Raw genomic sequence first — 19,341 nt, 5'->3', positions numbered from 1 at the left:
CTCAAGCGCCCGCGTGCGGGCCCGCGCGACTTTACCATTCGACCCGGTCGCCGGGTTCGATCCCCAGTTCCGCCGCGCGTCCGCCGCGCAGTTCGAGCACGCCCAGTACCGGGCCCACCGAGTAGACCGGGTCGAGCGAATAGGGTTCGGTCTCGGCGGCGATATTGCTGATCCGGTTGTCCGGCCCGACATAGATGATGTCGAGCGACAACGGCGTGTTCTTCATCCAGAAGCTTTGCGCGCGCGTTCCGTCATAAGGAAAGATCATCCCTTCGAAATCGCCGAGCTCGGTGCGGAACATGAGGCCGCGGGCCTGCGCTTCGCGCGTGTCGGCCACTTCGACCGCGAACTGGTGGCGGTCTTCGCCGCTGGTCACGGTCAGGGGAACGACCGCGAGGCCCGAAACGGGGTGGACCGCGGCTTCGGGGGCCTGCGCCTGCGCGCCGGCCGGCTCGGAGGAGGCCCCGGCCTGTGTCTGCGGCGAACACGCAAGCAGCGCCGCCATCCCGGCCATGGCGGCCAGCACCTTCATTCGTACCCCTCGGCGGCTTCCGCGACCCATTCCTCTAGCTCCTCGACATCGCGCGCTTCGATCACGCGCCGGGCAATTTCGAAATCATGGCCTGCGCGCACCATCGCGGCAAGTCGCTTCTCGTGCAGCTTGCGCTGCGCCTCGGCGTCGCCTTCTGCCGGGCGGGCATAGGGACCGAAGCGGCGCTTGCGCGCCAGCACCAGCGCCGCGCGGCGCCGCTGGCCCTCGCCGGGTTCGAGCGCCTGGCGCAAGTCGTCCTCGATTCCCGCCGCCCGCAAGGCCTGCTCGACCCGCCGGGCGCCATAGCCGCGCGCTGCCAGGTCACCCGCCTTGGCGCGGCCATAGGCCTCGTCGTCGACATAGCCCCGCGCGACGAACTTGTGCAGCAAACCGTCGAGATCGGGCTCCTCCCCCTCGGTGAACCCGCGTTCGCGCAGCTTGCGCTGGAGATAGGTCCGCAGCTTGCCCGCGCTGGTCGAAAACCGCGCGACATAGGACACCGCCAGCTCTTCCAGCCGGATGCGATCAAGCGGTTTTGCCCGGCGACGAGCACGACCGGATGTTGTGCGTTCATCATCCATGGGCCATATTCCTGCCACAGTCCTTTAAGATTGGGAAATGTGGGAGAGCGCGCCCATCCTACAATGAGCGCGAAAGAGCACGCAAAGAGAATGGCCGAAAGGCCCCAGCTATTCACGGGTATCGCCGAAAATTATGACCGACGCCGTACTGACGCCGACGCCGAATGACTGCGACCTGCCACGCCGCCGGTCGGACTTCGCGACGTTCAACGAGGCTATCGATTACGCTGCGCGAAGCGCCAAGGGCCTCAACTTCCACGACATGCGCGGGACGCTGGAACGGGTCTATCCCTATGCGCAGATGCAGCAGGACGCGCTGCAGGCCGCGTACCGGCTGGTGGCGATGGGTATTCGCAAGGAAGACCGCGTCGCGCTGGTCGCCGAGACCAGCGCCGAGTTCGCGGCATTGTTCTGCGGCTGCACGCTGATGGGCGCGTGGCCGGTCCCGCTGCCCTTGCCGACGACCTTCGGCGGCAAGGAAAGCTATATCGACCAGCTTTCGGTCCAGCTGCAGAGCTCGGACCCGAAAATCCTGATCTATCCCGCCGAAATCGCCGAAATGGCCAAGGCCGCCGCCGACCGGCAGGGCTGCGACGGCGAAAGTTGGGACGATTTCGCCCAGCGCGCCGGCCCGCCATGCGAGCTGCCCGAAGCGCAGCCCGAAGACATCTGCTACCTGCAATATTCGTCGGGCTCGACGCGCTTCCCCACCGGGGTCGCAGTGACGCACGAGGCGCTGCTCCACAATCTGCGCGGGCATGCCGAATCGATGCATATCGGCACCAACGACCGCGTGGTCAGCTGGCTGCCGTGGTATCACGACATGGGTCTGGTCGGCTGCTTCCTGTCGCTGATCGCCAACCAGGTGTCGGTCGACTACCTGCGCACCGAGCATTTCGCCCGCCGCCCGCTCGCCTGGCTCGACCTGATCAGCCGCAACCAGGGCACCACGCTCAGCTATTCGCCGACTTTCGGCTACGACATCTGCGCGCGCCGCATTTCCAGCCAGAGCCAGGTCGCCGACCGCTTCGACCTGTCGCGCTGGCGCGTTGCGGGCAATGGCGCGGACATGATCCGTCCCGACGTCATGCAGAATTTCGTCAATGCCTTTGCCGATGCCGGTTTCCAGGCAAGCAGCTTCAACCCCAGCTACGGCCTCGCCGAAGCCACGCTGGCCGTAACGGTCATGCCGCCGGGTGAAGGCATCCGCGTCGAACTGGTCGAGGAAGAACGCCTGTCGGGACGCCCGCGCGACCTGTCCAAACCCGCGCGGTACCGCGCCATCGTCAATTGCGGCAAACCGATACCGGGCATGGATGTCGAGATCCGCGGCGAGAACGGCCGGATCAAGGGCGATCACCAGATCGGCAAGGTCTGGTGCCGCGGCAAGAGCGTGATGCATTCCTATTTCCGCAACGAGGAAGCAACCACCGACTGTCTCGTCGCCAAGGACAATGGGGACGTCTGGCTCGACACGGGCGACATGGGCTACATGGCCGATGGCTATCTGTTCATCGTCGGCCGCGCCAAGGACATGATCATCATCAATGGCAAGAACCTGTGGCCGCAGGACATCGAATGGGCGGTCGAGCAATTGCCGGGCTTTAACCACGGCGACATTGCCGCCTTCTCGGTCGATACCGACAATGGCGAAGAAGCCCCCGCCGTGCTGGTCCATTGCCGCGTCTCGGACCCCGAAGAGCGGATCAAGCTGCGCGACCAGATCGCCGACAAGGTCCGCGGCGTCACCGGAATGAGCTGCGTGGTCGAGCTGGTCCCACCGCGCACCCTGCCGCGCACCAGTTCGGGCAAGCTCAGCCGGGCCAAGGCGAAAAAGCAGTATCTCGCTGGCGAAATCGTACCGCTGGACCTGGCCGCCTGAAGCAATCGCCCCCGGTCGGGCGCTGGCGCTGCGAACGGACCGTTTTCCGAATTGCCTTGCGCTTCGCGCCATCGGCGCGGCACTATCGCCGCGCCGCGCGACTGCGCGCTTGAAGATCGTGTATTGCCACCCTAATACAGGATTATAGCCGCTTGGAGAGATCTGCGCCCATGAGCGATACGAAAACGCCGACCGCAACTGCCACCGAAACCGCCTTCGACCTCACGCCGCCCGATCCCGTGCCCGAGGTCAAGCCGGAGAAGGCTGCGGGCCTCGTCCCGGTTTCGGAAGAGGTGAAGAGCAAGCTGCAGACCAAGGTCGACGGCTTCGTCGCCGATCTGATCGCCGAGGATGCGAATTCGCCCGAATTCGGCAAGAAGGTCGACCAGCTGACCAATATGGGCCGCAAGGAAATCATGGCTGCTGCGGGCATGTCCAACCGTTTCCTCGACCGCCCGGTGCGCGCGATGGACAAGGACGAAGGCGTCGGCGCCAATCTGGCCGAACTGCGCCGCGTGGTGGAAGACCTCGACCCCGGCAAGCGCGGCAAGCTGTCGGGTCCGCGCAAGATCCTCGGTATCATTCCCTTCGGCAACAAGCTGACCACTTACTTCCGCAGCTACCAGAGCGCGCAGACGCATATCCAGTCAATCCTCAACAACCTCGCCAGCGGCAAGGACGAGCTGATCATGGACAATGCCGCGATCGACGTCGAACGGCAGAAACTGTGGGAGGCGATGGGCAATCTGGAACAGATGATCCACATCTCCAACTCGCTCGACGCGAAGCTGGAGGAAAAGGCCGCCGAACTCGACGCGACCGATCCGGCCAAGGCCAAGGCGGTGCGCGAAACCGCGCTGTTCTATGTCCGCCAGCGCACGCAGGATTTGCTCACCCAGATGGCGGTGAGCGTGCAGGGTTATCTCGCGCTCGACCTGGTGAAGAAGAACAATGTCGAGCTGGTCAAGGGTGTCGACCGCGCCAGCACCACCACCGTCGGCGCGCTGCGCACGGCAGTGACCGTGGCCGAGGCGATGACCAACCAGCGCCTCGTGCTGGGGCAGATCACCGCGCTCAACGAAACCACTGCGGGCATCATCGACAGCACCAGCACGCTGCTGCGCGACCAGACCGGCAAGATCCACGAACAGGCCGCCGCCAGCACGATCCCGCTGGAAACGCTGCAACGCGCCTTCCAGAACATCTACGACACGATGGACGAGGTCGACAGCTTCAAGCTGCGCGCGCTCGACAGCATGAAGCAGACGGTCACGCTGCTAACCGACGAGGTCGAGAAGTCGAAGGGCTATATCGCGCGCGCCGAAGGCCAGGCGCAGGCGCAGAAGCAGGTCGCCGAAAGCAGCCTGCTGAGCATCGAGGGCTGAGGGCGGCATCGTGAACGACCTCACCCGCGACAGCGACCGCATATTGTCCGAAAGCAAGTCGCTGGTGCGCGACAACCGCGAGGGCGGCCGCCACCGGCGCGCGCCCTCGATCGGGCAGGGTTCGGCCAAGGCCAAGCGCGACCACCTGATGAAGAAGGTGCGCAACCTCTTGATCGCAGTGGCCGTCATCTGGGTGGGAGCCGGAATTGCCGGGGCGATCTTCAGCGGCATCGGTTTCTGGGGCGTCATGGCTGTCGTTGTCGCCACGGCCATCGCTACCGCGATCTTCTCCAGTTATCCGAAGATCAAGACGCCCAAGCGCGCCGACATCAACAAGGGCAACGTCCAGCAGATGGTCGGCCGCACCGAGCTATGGCTCGAAGCGCAGCGCCCCGCCCTGCCCCCGCCAGCGGCGAAGATCGTCGATGACATGGGCGTCCAGCTGGATGCGCTGGGCTTGCAGCTCGAAGGGCTCGACCAGAACCATCCCAAGGCACGCGAAGTGCGCAGCCTGGTCGGCGAACAGCTGCCCGAAATGATCGACAGCTACCGCCGCATTCCCGCGCATTTGCGCACCGAGCAGCGTGCCGGGGCGACGCCCGACGAGCAGCTGACCGACAGCCTCGGCAAGATCAGCGGCGAAATCGATTCGATCACCCGGCAGCTGGCCGAAGGCTCGCTCGACGACCTGGCGATCAAGCACCGCTATCTCGATTACAAGTTCGGCGAAGCGGCGCAGACCAGCCCGCAGCTGGAGGACAAGAGCTGATGCGCGTTCCGCTTTCCCATGATCTCGGCAAGGACGAAGTCCGGCGCCGCCTGCAGTCGCGCAGCCACGAAATCGGGCAATATGTGCCCGGCGGGTTGGCCGACGTGACCACGAGCTGGCCGAGCGAAGACCGGATGAACCTGGCCGTGAAGGCGATGGGCCAATCGATCGACGGATGCGTCATCATCGAGGAAACGCAGGTGATCTTCGAGGTGAACCTACCCCTGGCGCTGTCCTTCGTCGAACCGATGGTCGCCAATGCGATCCGCCAGCAGGGCCAGAAGCTGATCGCTCCCAAGTAACCCGCCCGGGGTGCGAATTATGCGACAACTTGTTCGGGAACCATTTCGATCGCAGCGCGCTTTTCGTTGTGGCGGGGCTTGGCCGATAACCGATCGTTGAGACCTCCGCCCTTAGCTGGGGGTAAAACGTTTGATGAGCGAGGCTGCTCGTATGCCGGCAACCGACGCGATGGGTCGCACCATCCGGGAATTTCTCAAGCAGGGGACCGCGGCCGAGCATGACACGCTCGATGCCCGGCTGGGTTCGCTCGTGCTGGCCGATCGCGATGGCTACGCGCAGTTCCTAGACATCCAGTACCGGGCACGCCGCGATGTCGAGCGCTGGCTGGAAGCCCGCGCCCTCGACAACCCGCCGCCGCCGCAATCCGATCTGGTCGCCCGGGACCTGGCCAGCCTGGATCGGGTGGTCCCCGCTGAAACGCCCGATTTCGTGGCTGCGGATGACGGCGACACGCTGGGCGTATGCTGGGTACTGGCCGGATCGGCGCTGGGCAACCGGGCCATTCTGGCGCGGCTGGCGAAGGCGCAGGCCGATGTCCCCACCGCCTTCCTCGCCGACCCGCGCATGGGCCAGTACTGGCGCAACATGCTTCCTGCCCTCGCCCGTCCTTGCGACAGCTGCGAGCATGACGACGTGCTGCGCGCCGCACGTGCCACATTTACGCATTTCAACATAGTTGCGTCGCAGTGCCTCGCACTTAAGGCAGCGTAATGCATTCGACCGACGTCAATCTGAGCAATTGCGACCGCGAACCGATCCACCAGCTGGGCCGGATCCAGAATTTCGGCGCGCTGCTCGCGCTCAACTCCGACTGGTTCGTCGCTCACCGATCGACCAACCTCGAGACGATCCTCGGCGCTGGCCGGACGATCGAAATCGGCGACCGGTTGAGCAGGCTGTTCGCGCCCGATGCGATGGACCAGTTGCGCAGCGCCGCTGCCGCGCTGACTTTCCCCGACCAGGTCGAACGGATTTTCGGCCTTGCGCTGTTCGACGGCCACTGCCTGTTCGACTGCGCGCTGCACAGTTCGGGCGGCAATACGATCATCGAGATCGAACCGCATGCCGCAGGCGTCCTCAACCGCCAGCTGGCCGTCCTGCGCCCGATCATGGCCCGGCTGGAGAAGCATACCGAAGTCGAGCCGCTTGTCGCCGAGGCTGCGCGCCAGCTGCGCGCCGCGCTCGAGATCGACCGCGTGATGGTCTATCGCTTCCGCGACGATCTTTCGGGCGAGGTCATCGCCGAGGCGGCGCGCGACGATCTCGAGAAATTCCACGGCCTGCGGTATCCGCGGTCGGACATTCCTGACCAGGCCCGCGCGCTCTACGTGCGCAACCGCTTCCGGATCATTGCCGATGTCGAGGCCGAACCCGTCCCGATCGAACCCGGTCTCTCGCTCGAAGGCGAACCGCTCGACCTGAGCATGAGTTCGCTGCGCGCGGTATCGCCGATCCATATCGAATATCTCAAGAACATGGGCGTCGGCGCCTCGCTGTCGATCTCGATCATCATCGGCGGCAAGCTGTGGGGCCTGTTCGCCTGCCATCACTACGGCCCCAAGCTGCTGCCCTATTCGCAGCGCACCGCGGCTGAGCTGTTCTCCGAATTCTTCTCGCTGACGCTCGACCGTACGCTGGCCCGGCAGACCGCCGAACGCCGCGAACACGGGCGGGCGATGCACACGCAGCTGATGCGCGATGTGGCCGCGGGCACCCCGCTGTCGGCCAGCCTGCCGATGATCGAGCCGGTCATCCAGCAGGCCATTCCGCATGACGGCGCGAGCATCTTCGTCGACGACCTCTACGATCTCGCGTGGTTCCGCCCCCAACGAAGAGGAATTCCGCGCGATCGTATCGAGCCTGAACGGCGCGGCGACCAGCCGGATTCTCGCCAGCGAAGCGATCGCCGACCGCCTGCCGCGCGCCGCGCGTTTCGCCGATCGGGCGGTGGGGGCGCTGATCATCCCCGTCTCGCGCACCCCGCGCGATTATCTGGTCCTGTGGCGCAAGCCGCTGGTGCAGACCGTGACCTGGGCGGGCAATCCGGAAAAGCCGGTCGAGATGGGCCCCAATGGCGCCCGGCTGACCCCGCGCAAGAGCTTCGAGGCGTGGCAGGAGACCGTCGAGGGCCGCGCCGAGAAATGGTCCGATGCCGAAATAGAGATTGCCGAAAGCCTGCGGGTCACGCTGCTCGAGATCATCCTGCGGCTGACCGACGAAGCGGTGACCGAGCGCGCCCGCGCGCAGCAGCAGCAGGAATTGCTGATTGCCGAGCTCAACCACCGGGTGCGCAATATCCTCAATCTCATCCGCGGCCTCATCAACCAGTCGAAGAACGATGCGCGCAACATCGAAAGCTTCGTCGAGATCGTCGGTGGCCGCGTGCGATCGCTGGCCTCTGCGCATGACAACATCACCAAAGGCAATTGGTCGCATGCGCCGTTTTCCGAGCTGATCGAGACCGAAGCGCATGCCTATCTGTCGGACCAGCGCGACCGGCTCGCGCTGATCGGCCCGGAGGCGATGATCGCCCCCGAAGCCTATACGGTGCTGGCGCTGGTCATCCACGAGATGATCACCAATTCGGCCAAATACGGCTCGCTCAGCGACAGTTCGGGCATGCTCGAAGTGACCGTGACCCGGCAGGACAATGGCGATCTCTGCCTTGACTGGCGCGAACGCGGCGGCCCGCCGGTCAAGCCGCCGCAGCGACGCGGCTTCGGCAGCACGATCATCGATCGCTCGATCCCGCACGAACTCAAGGGCGAGGCCGAGATCAACTACCGGCTCAGCGGAGTCGAGGCCCGCTTCTGCATTCCCTCGCAATATGTCGAATGGCGCGCCGCCGAGGGCAACGAAATCGAGCCCACCGCCACCAAGAAGGAGACCGGCTTGGCCGATGTTCCCAATACCGTCCTGCTGGTCGAAGACAGCATGATCATCGCGCTCGACGCGGAGGATTGCCTGAAGGAACTGGGGGTCGAGAACGTCCGGGTCGAAAGCTCGGTGGCCGCCGCCCTCGACGCGCTGGCGAGGACCGAGCCCGAGCTGGCGATCCTCGATTACAATCTGGGCAAGGAAAACAGCGAGCCGGTGGCGCTGAAGCTCAAGGAACTGGGCGTGCCGTTCTGGCTGGCAACCGGATATGGCGAAATGCAGGACCGGCTCGAGGAACTGGGGGCGGCGGGCCTGCTCACCAAGCCCTATGGGCGCGACGAACTGCTGCAGGTGATCGGCAGCAAGACCCAGGCCTGAACCCGCCGCGGCGCGGCGCGCCTCAGTTGAAGAAGCGCTGCTGGTAATAGAATTCCGCAGCCACCGGGTTCCCTGCACGATCGCGGGCGGGCTCGAAGCGCAATTGTTCCAGCGCCAGCCGGCAGACGGTGGCGTCGGTCTCGGGAAACGGGCCCGGGCGATAGATGCTGCAGCGGGTGGCGCGTCCTTGCGCCGATACGCTCAGCCGCACGATAACCGATTGGCCGATCCGCGCGGCACGCCCGCCGGGCGGCACCGGGAAGGCGCTGGCATCGGTGATCGCGCGGACCAGCTGCGGCTTGGTGGCCGCACCCCCGCCCTGCCCGCCGCCGCCATCGCCACTGCCGGTGCCCTCACCCGTGCCCGATCGGCCCGTCCCGGCCCCCTCCTCGGCCGCCCCCGACGTATCGGCAGTGCCGGTGGACGACGCACGCGGGGCGGGCGGATCCCGGCGCACCGGTTGCGGCGGCGCGGTAACCGCATCGGGGACTGCCTCACGCCCCGGATCGCCCTGCGCGCCTTCCGGTTCCGGCTCCGGCGGCTCGCTCGGCTCCTCGGGTGCCGAAACGGTGACGGTAAATGCCGAGACCACCGATTGCTCGACCCCGGTGACGGCGCTGGGCGCAAGCGCCCTTGCAAGCAGGTAGAACAGTCCCAGGTGGATCACCGCGATCAGCGCGATCACCCAGGGGTTCAGGCGCTTCCTGGTCTGGGCATAACGGGTTGCGGGTTCGGCCATCGCCCCCTCATGGCAAAGCCCCCCGCCGGGTCCAGCGACCCCACGAAAAAGGGCGGCCCTCCGAAGAGGACCGCCCTGATTTTCCATCAGTCTAGGTCAAACGTTCGACCCTGCGGATCAAAAGCCCCAGACAAGCGATGCCGTGAACGCCCGCGGCGGGCCGAGGTTCACAAATTCGCCGGAGGTGGTCAGCCCGGTCGGTGCCGACCCGATATAGACTTCGTCCAGGACGTTGAGAACGTTGATCTGGAAGTAGGTTTTGTCGAGGCTTTCGTTGAAGTGACCCAGCGACAGTCGCAGATCGAAGTCGGCGACAGTGTATCCCGGCAGTTCGATCGTGTTGATGTCGTTAAGGAAGCGCGATCCGGTGCGCTTGACCTGGGCACCGAATTCAACGGGGCCGAGTTCGAACTGCGCACGTGCGCCGATCGTGAACTTGGGCGCCCCCGCTTCGCGCTTCCCTGCGGTCGGCGCGAAAGCCGTGGCCCCAAGCTGGACGTCTTCTTCGATTTCCGACTTCAGGTACGAACCGAAGACATAGAACAGGACCGGCTCGGACGGCTTCCAAGCGATGCTGCCATCAACCCCGTATTTGTCGACGCGGCCAAGGTTGCGGGTAATCGTGCGATCCGCAATCGGGTCGTATGCCGATGCCAGCCGATTGTTGTAGCGGTTGAACCAGCCAGCAACCTGCGCCTGGATGGTAGCGGTCTGGTAGCGCACCCCGAAATCGACCGAGTGCGACGTTTCCGGATCCGGAGCGATGCCGGTGAACAGCGAGCCGTAGAGTTCGTCAGTGCCCGGAACCGAAAGGTTCTTGGCGTAGCTGGCGAAAACGCTAGCCCCCGGCGAAAACTCATAGGTCAGGCCGAGGTTGGGCAGGATCGCATCGTAATTGTACGTGGTAGAGGTCGGACCGACAAAGTTCGGGTTGGCGGCCAGATAAGCGGCAATATCGTCACCGCCATTGATGCAGTTTACGTTGCCGTCCGGATCGGTGGTCACGCAGTTCTGGTTAAGTTCGCGCTCGAAGAACGGGATGCGAAGGCCGAGCTCTGCCGAAAGTCCGCCGAACTCACCGCGGTACTGGGCAGCAGCCTGATGCAGGATAGCAAACGATTTGCGATTGCGCTTCTGCGGCGCGACGCCATCGGCATCGAGCAGCGGATTGTCGATCGGGAAGACATCGACCGGCTCGGCGTTGAACAGGAGCGAACCCGCCGTACCCGTCTGACGATGACGTGCATGATCGAGGGTATACGCGAGGCGCACACGGTGATCCGGATTGATCTCGTAGATCAGGTTGGCGATCACACCGTAACGGTTGGTCTGCGTGTTGCTGGGCGAAAGAATGGTAACGTAGTCGAGCGTGTCCCCGTCGCCGTTGAGGTCCGTCCCACCGAAGTAATAATACGTGGTGCCGCGGTCAGGCCGGGCAGGATTCCGCGGATCGGTGGTGAAGATGCCGCCAGTGTATCCGTCAGCTGAAGAACCCTCGAAGCCGACCGAGGTGCCCCCGCCATTGGCCTTCACATACTGGAAGCTGGGATCGACGGTGAGCGTAAGCGAATCGCTGAGCGTGAAGCGTGAAGCACCGCGGATGTTACCCGTGTTCGACGGGTTGTAGCGACGTTCGAACGGCGTACCGCAGCTATTGTAGGTATCCTGCACGCCGTTTTCACCGGCAACGACCGTGCACGGCGTACCGTCGAAAAGGTTATAGAAGCGGTCTTCCGGCTCCTGGATCGGGCTCGGTTCACCGGTGTAGCGGAAGGGCGAGCCGTTGAAGTTGTTGCGGTTCTGATTGTAGTGACCGGCGATCGAGATGAAATCGTCGCCGTTGCCGAGCGGCTGGAAAATCTTGGCGTTGTACTGTTGCTTGTCGACCCCGCCGTAATTGGAGAAACCGGAGTCGTTTTCGGTGCGCGAAGCGCTGACGAAAGCCTTGAGCCCGCCGTCGGTAAGTTCACCGGTCTCGACCTTGGCGAAGAACCGATACATCATGCGGTCGCCCGGGTTACCGCGCGAAATGATGTTGCCGTAGGTCGTCGTGGTCGTGACGCCAAAATCATTGTCCGGGGTCTTCGAAAGAATGTTGATCGTGCCGCCGGCCGCTGCCGCTGTCGGGCTGTCGACGTCGGTCGAGCCGAGCGTAACGGTAGCCGAAGCGATGATTTCGGGGTCAACCATCTGGTTGGTGTAAAGTGCGTAATTGCCCGAATCATTGAGCGGCAGGCCATCAAAGGTCTGCGAGATGCGGTCCGATGCAAAACCGCGAATAGTGAAGCTGCCGCCGAGGGAGCCGAACGGATCGTTGTTCGTAAAGCTAACGCCAGGAACCAAGTTGAGCGTTTCGTTGATCGTCTGGCCAGGAGCCTGACGCAGGATCAGTTCGGATTCGAGTTGAACCTTCGCCTTGGGCGAATCGGGAAGATCGACACCGCCCACATCCGTGTCACGGGCACCGGAAACGATGATGACCGAATCGTCGAAATCGACCGAACCGGTGGACTGTGCGGCGGCCGGGGCGGCGACCATGGCGCTGGCGGTGCTGACCACCGACGCGGCCAGGAGATATTTGAACTTCATCGAGCGGATCCCTTCGTCTCGTTAAAAGTAGGCTAGTGCTGCTGAGCCGACTCCCTGGCGGGAGGACGTTGCGGCAAAGCTATCTTTTTGTGACAAGATCAAGACATATGTTGCAGGTGCGAGACGCATCGCCGCACCAAACGGGAAATCCGCTGTATTTCAGGCATTTACGTTAGTTGCATAAAGGCAACAAATCCGATTCTTCCGGGAACCGGTGCATAAGTGCAACAGCCCCCCGAAGCGGCGTGCGGATCAGGCCAGGCCGATCTCGCGCAGGCGCTGCATCAGGTAGTCGTGACTCGAAATCGGTTCGGCCGGCGCGGTGCCGCTGTCCGCGTCGATGCAGGACGGCAGCGTCTCGATCACGTAATCCGGCCGGAAGTGCAGGAAGAACGGCATCGAATAGCGCGCGCGATAGGCGGCGTCGCCGCGCGGGTTCACCACGCGGTGCGTGGTCGAGCGCAGCTTGCCGTTGGTAAGCCGGTCGAGCATGTCGCCGACATTGACCACCAGCGCACCTTCGGGCGGGGCAACCGCTTTCCAGTCGCCCTGCGCGGTCAGCAGTTCCAGCCCGGCCTCTTCGGCACCGAGCAGCAGCGTGATCGTGTTGATATCGCCATGCGCGGCGGCGCGGATCGCGCCTTCGGCTTCCTCGCCTTCCAGAGGAGGATAGCGGAGCAGGCGCATCACCGAATTGCCGTCCTCGATGGTCGGCGCGAAGAACTCGCGGTCGAGCCCGAGATGCAGCGCGATGCCTTCGAGCACGCGGCCGCCGGCTTCCTCGAACGCCGCATAGAGTTCGCTGAAGGTTTCGCGAAAGCCTGCGACCTCGGACGGCCAGACATTGTCGGCCATGAATTCGGCCAGGGGATGGCCTTCGGGCAGCTCGCGCCCGACGTGCCAGAATTCCTTGAGATCGTGGACCTTGGCGTCCTTGGCCTTTTCGGTCCCGAAGGGGGTGTAGCCACGCGCCCCGCCACCGCCGGGAATGTGATAGGCGCGCTTGACCTCGTCGGGCAGCGCGAAGAACTGTTTCGACAGCGCTTCGGCGCGGTCGATCAGCTCCTGCGGGATCCCGTGGTCGCGAATGACGGCAAAGCCGTATTGCTGAAAACTGCGGCCAAGCTCGTCGGCAATCGAGTCGAGCGGCTGTGCCAGCGACACAACCGCGATATCTGTGTTCGAATCGGTCATAATGGACCGGCCTTTAATACGGGAGGAAGAGTCCCGCCAGCGCCGCGCTCATCAGATTGGCGAGACTGCCCGCCGCAAGTGCACGCAGGCCGAGCTTGGCAATCACCGGGCGCTGGTTGGGTGCCAGCCCGCCGGTCACCGCCATCTGGATCGCAATCGAGCTGAAATTGGCGAAACCGCACAGCGCGAAAGTGACGATCGCGCGGCTGCGATCGGACAGCACGCTGCCATCCATCGAACCGAGTTCGATGAAGGCGACGAATTCGTTGAGCACGATCTTGGTGCCGAACAATCCGCCCGCCGCGCCTGCCTGGTCCCAGGGAATGCCGATAAGATACATCACCGGGGCGAACACCAGTCCGAGCAATTGCTGGAAACTGACATCGGGATAGCCGAACCAGCCGCCGATCCCGCCGAGAATCCCATTGGCGAGCGCGACCAGCGCGACGAAGACCATCACCATCGCGCCAACCGCCACGGCGAGCTTCACGCCGGTCTGCGTCCCCTGCGCGGCGGCTTCGATGACATTGGCGGGCTTGTGCCCTTCCTCGAAGGTCTCGGCGACTTCGACTTCATGCGCCTTGCCGCCTTCGGTCAGCGCGGCAGGCCCTTCGGCGCTGATCCGGCCCTTCGGCAGCACGATCTCGCCATGGGGGTCGACCCCGGACATCTGCGCGGCATCGCGCGCCAGCACGCTGTCGTCGTCGGGCATGATGATCTTGGCCATCAGGATGCCGCCGGGCGCGGACATGAACGCCGCGGCGAGCAGGAAGGGCACTGCCTCGGCGCCGATGAAGCTGGCATAGGCGGCGAGGATGGTCCCCGCCACGCCCGCCATGCCCACGCTCATCAGCGTGAACAGCCGGCTGGGGGTCAGCGCGGCGAGATAGGGGCGCACCACCAGCGGGCTTTCGGACTGGCCGACGAAGATGTTGGCCGCGCTGCCCAGCGCCTCGACCTTGCTGATCCCGGTTATCCAGCCGATCGCGCCGCCGACCCAGCGCACCAGCCGCTGCATGATGCCCCAGTGATAGAGGATCGACACGATCGCCGCGAAGAAGACGATCACCGGCAGCGCGGCGATGACGAAGGTGTTGGTGAAGGGATTGGCGCCCATTGGCCCGAAGATCGCCTCGATCCCGACCTTCGAATAGTCGAGCAGGGCAATGACCCCGTTCGATAGCGCCTGGATCAATTGCACACCCCACGGGGTGCGCAGCACCAGCAGCGCCATCAGCGCCTGCAGCGCGAAGGTCGCCCCGACGACGCGCAGGCTGATGCGTTTCTTGCCCGTCGACAGGAGGAAGGCGATCAGCAGGATCGCCACGATACCGACGAGATTAATCAGGATAGGCGCCATCGCTTTCCCTTTGGCAGGAGGACAAGTTGCGGATGAAATCGGGCGCTGTCTTGCGTGCGCCGCCGCATTAGTCAATTTTCAGGGCCCGCCGACGGCCTCGCCGTCCACGAAACTTGTCGAGGCCGAGAGATGACCCACCCCGCCAACGAGACCCGTCTCGCCGCTGCCGCCATGCCGCTGGGGCTGTTCGTATACACGCTGCTCTATGGCGGGATGACGGTGCTGGCGGGCGTGCTGGCCTTCAAGCAGGTACAGCTGTGGCCGACCGAACTGGCAGTCGAATCGGGCATCTTCGCCTTCCTGCTGCTGGTGGTGATTTCCAGCACGATCGCACAGCTTTACGGAGAGAAGCTGGCCAACCGGATCGTCTGGTGGGGGTTCGTGCCGCTGCTGGTGGCGTCGCTGCTGATGCAATTGGTGCTGAACCTGCCGCCATCGGTCGAGATGACCGAATTCCGCGCCGACGACCTCGCCGCCTTCGAACGCGTCCATGCGACATTGTGGCGCGTGTGGATGGCGGGACCGGCCGCCTACATCGTGTCGCTGCTGCTCAACGTCTGGATTTTCTCGCGGCTCCGCGGATCGGCCGAAGGCGCGTCGACACTCTCGCTGATGGCACGCGGGGCGATTGCCTCGGCGCTGAGCCAGGCTATCGATTCGGTGATTTTCATCACGCTGGCGTTCTATGGCCAGTTCGCCATCACCAACCTGCTGATCGGGCAGATCATCGCCAAGGTCGTGCTCAGCCTGGTGCTGGTGCCGTTCCTGATCACCGGCGGGGTCGCATTCGCGCGCTGGCTCGACCGCCGTTAGACGCGCTTCACGTTCTCGACGATCGTCTCCTCGAGATGGTCGCCGTGCAGCACCGACACGTCGCCGGTGGTTTCGAGCACTACGGCGCGAACCTGCCCGTAATCGAGGACATTGGCTTCGCGCAGCTTGGCGATCAGATCGCTCTTGGCTACTCGCGTGTACGTCAGCGCATCGTCACAGAACTTGCCGTTACGCATCAGGAAGACCGGATCGTTCTGCATCAGGTCCTCGACACTGTCGGAGGTCTTGCGCAGCCGCGCCGACGCCGCCTGGACGACGAACAGGCCCGCCATCGCGACCATGGCCTGCGCGAAGGCTTTCCAGTCGCTTGCCTGCGCCGCGCCCGCGACCAGGCTGCCCAGCGCGATCGTCATCACGAAGTCGAAATTGGTCATCTTGGACAGCGAGCGCAGCCCGTTGAGGCGGATCAGCACCACCACCCAGATGATGGCGGCAATTGCCAGCAGCACGCCGCGGGCGATGATATCGGGCCAGGGAGTATCGAGGATCATGCAGCCCTAACGCATGGCTGGCGCAAATCTATCCCGCCAAGCGTTCAGCCCTGCAAATGCCGCGCATGCCAGTCGACATGCTCGGCCATGAAGGTCGAGATGAAGTAATAGGAATGGTCGTAGCCGGGCTGCATGCGGATGTCCGCCGGCATGTCGGCGGACTTGCAGGCATCGACCAGCAGATCGGTCTTGAGTTGTTCCTCGAGGAAATTGTCCGCCGTGCCCTGGTCGACCAGCAGGTTCGCATGGCGCGCACCGTCTGCGATCAGCGCGCAGGCATCGTATTCGCGCCAGTCGCTGCGGTCATCGCCCAGATAGCCGCCCAGCGCCTTGTCGCCCCACGGGCAGTTCAGCGGGCTGACGATCGGCGAGAAGGCGCTGATCGAACGGAAGCGGTCGGGATTGCGCAGGCCGATGGTCAGCGCGCCGTGGCCGCCCATCGAATGGCCGCTGATCGCCTGCAGCTGCATGTCCGCGGGGAAATGCTCGGCCAGAAGCGCGGGCAGTTCCTGTTCGATATAGCTACGCATCCGGAAATGCTGCGCCCAGGGTGCCTGCGTCGCATCGACATAGAAGCCCGCGCCCTGCCCGAAATCATAGGCCTCGTCATCGGGCACGTCCTCACCGCGGGGCGAAGTATCGGCCGCGACGAAGATGACCCCGTGCTCGGCGCAGGCAGCGCGGAATTCGCCCTTCTCGGTGACATTGGCGTGGGTGCAAGTCAGCCCCGACAGGAACCACAGCACGGGCAGCTTCGCGCCGTCTTCATGTGGCGGGACGAAGACCGAGAAGGTCATCTGCGTGCCGGTGCTGGCCGAGGCATGGCGGTAGACGCCCTGCACGCCGCCATGGCTGCAATTTTCCGATACCGTCTCGAGCGTGCCCGCGGTGGTCATAGCGAGACCTCGTATTTCGCGGTCGTCTTCGCGGCGATTTCATCAGCCGTCACGCCCGGCGCCAGTTCGACCAGCCGGAAGGGGCTGTCATGGTCGGGCCGCTGGAACACCGCCAGATTGGTGACGATCATGTCGACCACGTTCTGCCCGGTCAGCGGCAGCGTGCATTCGGGAATGAACTTGGGGCTGCCGTCCTTGGCGGTGTGATCCATCACCACGATGATCTGCTTGACGCCCGCGACCAGATCCATCGCGCCGCCCATGCCCTTGATCATCTTGCCCGGGATCATCCAGTTGGCGATGTCGCCGTTCTGGGCCACTTCCATCGCGCCCAGCACGGTCAGGTCGATATGCCCGCCGCGGATCATCGCGAAGCTGGCCGCGCTGTCGAAATAGGCGCTGTGCGGCAGTTCGCTGATGGTCTGCTTGCCCGCATTGATCAGGTCCGCATCGACACCGTCGGGATATGGGAACGGCCCGATGCCAAGCATGCCGTTCTCGCTCTGCAGTGTGACATGCATGCCTTGCGGAATGTGGTTGGCGACCAGCGTGGGAATGCCGATACCCAGATTGACGTAATAGCCGTCACGCAATTCCTGCGCGGCGCGCGCCGCCATCTGGTTGCGGTCCCAGCCTGCTGCTTCCTGGGGCATCAGGCGCTCTCCCTTTCGCGCGTGGTCTCGAATTCGATCTTCTTGTCGTAGGGCGCGCCCACGATCATCCGCTGGACGTAGACGCCCGGCAGGTGGATGCAGTCGGGGTCGAGGCTGCCGGTGGGCACGATCTCTTCGACCTCGACCACGCAGACCTTGCCGCAGGTGGCCGCGGGCTGGTTGAAATTGCGCGCGGTCTTGCGGAACACGAGGTTGCCGGTTTCATCCGCCTTCCATGCCTTGACGATGGCGAGGTCGGCGAAGATGCCGCGTTCGAGGATGTAGTCCTCACCGTCGAAGGTCTTCACTTCCTTGCCTTCGGCGACCTGCGTGCCGACGCCGGTCTTGGTGTAGAAGCCGGGAATGCCCGCGCCGCCGGCGCGCATGCGTTCGGCGAGCGTGCCCTGCGGGCAGAACTCGACCTCGAGCTCGCCCGAAAGAAACTGGCGTTCGAATTCCTTGTTCTCGCCGACATAGGATGAGATCATCTTCCTCACCTGCTGCGTGCGCAGCAGCATGCCGATGCCTTCATTGTCGATGCCCGCATTGTTGCTGGCAAAGGTCAGCCCCTTCACGCCGCTATCGCGGATCGCGGTCAGCAGGCGTTCGGGAATGCCGCACAAGCCGAAGCCGCCGCTGGCGATGAGCATGTCGTCGCGCAGCACGCCGTCCAGCGCCGCCGCGGCATTGGGATAAATCTTGCCGGCCATCAGAATACCACCACGCTGCGGATGCTTTCGCCTGCATGCATCAGGTCGAAGCCCTTGTTGATTTCCTCGAGCGACAGGACGTGGGTGATCATCGGGTCGATCTCGATCTTGCCGTCCATGTACCAGTCGACGATCTTGGGCACATCGGTGCGCCCGCGCGCGCCGCCAAAGGCAGTGCCGCGCCAGTTGCGCCCGGTCACCAGCTGGAACGGCCGCGTCGCGATTTCCTTGCCTGCTTCGGCCACGCCGATGACGATGCTGGTGCCCCAGCCGCGATGACAGGCCTCGAGCGCGGTGCGCATGACCTCGGTATTGCCGGTGCAGTCGAAGGTGTAATCGGCGCCGCCATCGGTCATTTCGACCACCTTCGCGACGACCTCGTCGCGGCTCATGCCCTTGGTGTTGAGGAAGTGGGTCATGCCGAACTTGCGGCCCCATTCCTCGCGGTCAGGGTTGATGTCGATCCCGATGATCATGCCCGCACCCGACAGCCGCGCGCCCTGGATCACGTTGAGGCCGATCCCGCCGAGGCCGAACACGACGACATTGTCGCCCACCTGCACCTTGGCGGTGTTGGTCACTGCGCCGACGCCGGTGGTGACGCCGCAGCCGATATAGCAGCTGGTCTTGAACGGCGCGTCTTCGCGGATCTTGGCCACCGCGATTTCGGGCAGCACGGTGAAGTTCGAAAAGGTCGAGCAGCCCATGTAATGGTAGATCGGCTCGCCCTTGTAGGAAAAGCGCGTGGTCCCGTCGGGCATCAGCCCCTTGCCCTGGGTCGCGCGGATCGCGGTGCACAGATTGGTCTTGCCGCTGAGGCACGATTTACACTGGCGGCACTCGGGCGTGTAGAGCGGGATCACGTGATCGCCCGGCTGGACGCTGGTCACGCCCGCGCCGACTTCGCGCACGATGCCCGCGCCTTCGTGGCCCAGCACGCTGGGAAAAATACCCTCGGAATCGAGCCCGTCGAGCGTGTAGGCATCGGTGTGGCAGATGCCGGTGGCCATGATCTCGACCAGCACCTCGCCTGCCTTGGGCCCTTCCAGGTCGAGCTCGACGATTTCGAGCGGCTGCTTGGGGGCGAAGGCGACTGCGGCGCGGGTTTTCATGGATGACGGCTCCGGACTAGGGGTGCCGGCGCACCGGCCTCGGGGCGGAATTCAAT

18 protein-coding genes and 2 pseudogenes are annotated in these 19,341 nt (G+C 64.3%); 9 read left to right on the top strand and 11 right to left on the bottom strand.

The genetic code is table 11. The annotated features are described in order from the left end of the window. Nucleotides 1-31: 31 nt before the first annotated feature. Together WKH79_RS13420 and WKH79_RS13415 are read right to left on the bottom strand one after the other, a co-directional pair. Entirely contained in the window at nt 32-532 is a 501-nt protein-coding gene (locus tag WKH79_RS13420) for a DUF192 domain-containing protein (protein ID WP_233996636.1), read from the bottom strand. After that, complete coding sequence (locus tag WKH79_RS13415; RefSeq protein ID WP_230833235.1) at nt 529-1,113, bottom strand: RecX family transcriptional regulator; 585 nt, start codon at nt 1,111-1,113, stop codon at nt 529-531. The genes WKH79_RS13420 and WKH79_RS13415 overlap by 4 nt, the downstream gene beginning before the upstream one ends. A gap of 133 nt (nt 1,114-1,246) precedes the next feature. On the opposite strand from WKH79_RS13415, the gene WKH79_RS13410 reads away from it, so the two are divergent. The 8 genes and pseudogenes from WKH79_RS13410 (at nt 1,247) to WKH79_RS13375 (ending at nt 8,707) form a co-directional block, all read left to right on the top strand. Beyond that, nucleotides 1,247-2,995 carry a fatty acyl-AMP ligase gene (locus WKH79_RS13410; RefSeq protein WP_341859145.1) on the top strand — a complete coding sequence of 583 codons (1,749 nt, stop codon included), beginning with the start codon at nt 1,247-1,249 and terminating at the stop codon, nt 2,993-2,995. A 170-nt stretch (nt 2,996-3,165) separates the two neighbouring features. Then, nucleotides 3,166-4,380: a toxic anion resistance protein gene (locus WKH79_RS13405; protein ID WP_341859144.1), complete on the top strand. Its 1,215-nt coding sequence runs from the start codon at nt 3,166-3,168 to the stop codon at nt 4,378-4,380. 10 nt (nt 4,381-4,390) lie between these two features. Further along, complete coding sequence (locus WKH79_RS13400; protein WP_341859143.1) at nt 4,391-5,149, top strand: hypothetical protein; 759 nt, start codon at nt 4,391-4,393, stop codon at nt 5,147-5,149. Continuing rightward, nucleotides 5,149-5,451 carry a polyhydroxyalkanoic acid system family protein gene (locus WKH79_RS13395; protein WP_050599711.1) on the top strand — a complete coding sequence of 101 codons (303 nt, stop codon included), beginning with the start codon at nt 5,149-5,151 and terminating at the stop codon, nt 5,449-5,451. Before WKH79_RS13400 ends, WKH79_RS13395 begins: the two co-directional genes overlap by 1 nt. A 133-nt stretch (nt 5,452-5,584) precedes the next feature. Next, nucleotides 5,585-6,163: a biliverdin-producing heme oxygenase gene (locus WKH79_RS13390; RefSeq protein WP_341859142.1), complete on the top strand. Its 579-nt coding sequence runs from the start codon at nt 5,585-5,587 to the stop codon at nt 6,161-6,163. Further along, nucleotides 6,163-7,005 (top strand): annotated as a pseudogene (locus WKH79_RS13385) (GAF domain-containing protein); the annotation flags it as partial. The gene WKH79_RS13390 and the pseudogene WKH79_RS13385, both read left to right, overlap by 1 nt. Nucleotides 7,006-7,222: 217 nt before the next feature. After that, nucleotides 7,223-7,603, top strand: a pseudogene (locus WKH79_RS13380) (hybrid sensor histidine kinase/response regulator); the annotation flags it as partial. Between the two features lie 72 nt (nt 7,604-7,675). Then, complete coding sequence (locus WKH79_RS13375; RefSeq protein ID WP_341860129.1) at nt 7,676-8,707, top strand: HWE histidine kinase domain-containing protein; 1,032 nt, start codon at nt 7,676-7,678, stop codon at nt 8,705-8,707. Nucleotides 8,708-8,729: 22 nt separating this feature from the next. Here WKH79_RS13375 and WKH79_RS13370 read toward each other — a convergent pair whose 3' ends face one another. The 4 genes from WKH79_RS13370 to WKH79_RS13355 all read right to left on the bottom strand — a co-directional run bounded on the left by WKH79_RS13370 (nt 8,730) and on the right by WKH79_RS13355 (nt 14,589). Further along, nucleotides 8,730-9,446: a hypothetical protein gene (locus tag WKH79_RS13370; RefSeq protein ID WP_341859141.1), complete on the bottom strand. Its 717-nt coding sequence runs from the start codon at nt 9,444-9,446 to the stop codon at nt 8,730-8,732. A gap of 117 nt (nt 9,447-9,563) precedes the next feature. Continuing rightward, complete coding sequence (locus tag WKH79_RS13365) at nt 9,564-12,035, bottom strand: TonB-dependent receptor (RefSeq protein WP_341859140.1); 2,472 nt, start codon at nt 12,033-12,035, stop codon at nt 9,564-9,566. 252 nt (nt 12,036-12,287) lie between these two features. After that, complete coding sequence (locus WKH79_RS13360; RefSeq protein WP_341859139.1) at nt 12,288-13,229, bottom strand: 2-oxoglutarate and iron-dependent oxygenase domain-containing protein; 942 nt, start codon at nt 13,227-13,229, stop codon at nt 12,288-12,290. Between the two features lie 13 nt (nt 13,230-13,242). Further along, nucleotides 13,243-14,589: a nucleoside transporter C-terminal domain-containing protein gene (locus WKH79_RS13355; protein WP_160767443.1), complete on the bottom strand. Its 1,347-nt coding sequence runs from the start codon at nt 14,587-14,589 to the stop codon at nt 13,243-13,245. A gap of 129 nt (nt 14,590-14,718) precedes the next feature. On the opposite strand from WKH79_RS13355, the gene WKH79_RS13350 reads away from it, so the two are divergent. Continuing rightward, entirely contained in the window at nt 14,719-15,402 is a 684-nt protein-coding gene (locus WKH79_RS13350) for a queuosine precursor transporter (RefSeq protein WP_050599717.1), read from the top strand. On the opposite strand, the gene WKH79_RS13345 is transcribed toward WKH79_RS13350, so the two are convergent. The 5 genes from WKH79_RS13345 to WKH79_RS13325 are packed head-to-tail and all read right to left on the bottom strand — an operon-like array spanning nt 15,399 to nt 19,285. Next, nucleotides 15,399-15,914: a YetF domain-containing protein gene (locus WKH79_RS13345; protein ID WP_341859138.1), complete on the bottom strand. Its 516-nt coding sequence runs from the start codon at nt 15,912-15,914 to the stop codon at nt 15,399-15,401. The genes WKH79_RS13350 and WKH79_RS13345 overlap by 4 nt on opposite strands. Before the next feature lie 44 nt (nt 15,915-15,958). Continuing rightward, on the bottom strand, nt 15,959-16,810 hold the full coding sequence (fghA, locus tag WKH79_RS13340) for an S-formylglutathione hydrolase (protein WP_341859137.1): 852 nt from the start codon (nt 16,808-16,810) through the stop codon (nt 15,959-15,961). Continuing rightward, entirely contained in the window at nt 16,807-17,463 is a 657-nt protein-coding gene (locus WKH79_RS13335; protein WP_341859136.1) for a CoA transferase subunit B, read from the bottom strand. Before WKH79_RS13335 ends, fghA begins: the two co-directional genes overlap by 4 nt. Then, the gene (locus tag WKH79_RS13330; protein WP_050599721.1) at nt 17,463-18,173 is read right to left on the bottom strand and encodes a CoA transferase subunit A; all 711 of its coding nucleotides are present in this window, start codon (nt 18,171-18,173) and stop codon (nt 17,463-17,465) included. The genes WKH79_RS13335 and WKH79_RS13330 overlap by 1 nt, the downstream gene beginning before the upstream one ends. After that, nucleotides 18,173-19,285, bottom strand: a complete 1,113-nt coding sequence (locus WKH79_RS13325) for an S-(hydroxymethyl)glutathione dehydrogenase/class III alcohol dehydrogenase (RefSeq protein ID WP_050599722.1) — start codon at nt 19,283-19,285, stop codon at nt 18,173-18,175. Before WKH79_RS13325 ends, WKH79_RS13330 begins: the two co-directional genes overlap by 1 nt. Between the last annotated feature and the right edge of the window lie 56 nt (nt 19,286-19,341).

The sequence above is a fragment of the Qipengyuania sp. GPGPB31 genome (genome assembly GCF_038396345.1).
Classification (GTDB): domain Bacteria; phylum Pseudomonadota; class Alphaproteobacteria; order Sphingomonadales; family Sphingomonadaceae; genus Qipengyuania; species Qipengyuania citrea.
This window is presented reverse-complemented; position numbering and strand designations above follow the sequence as displayed.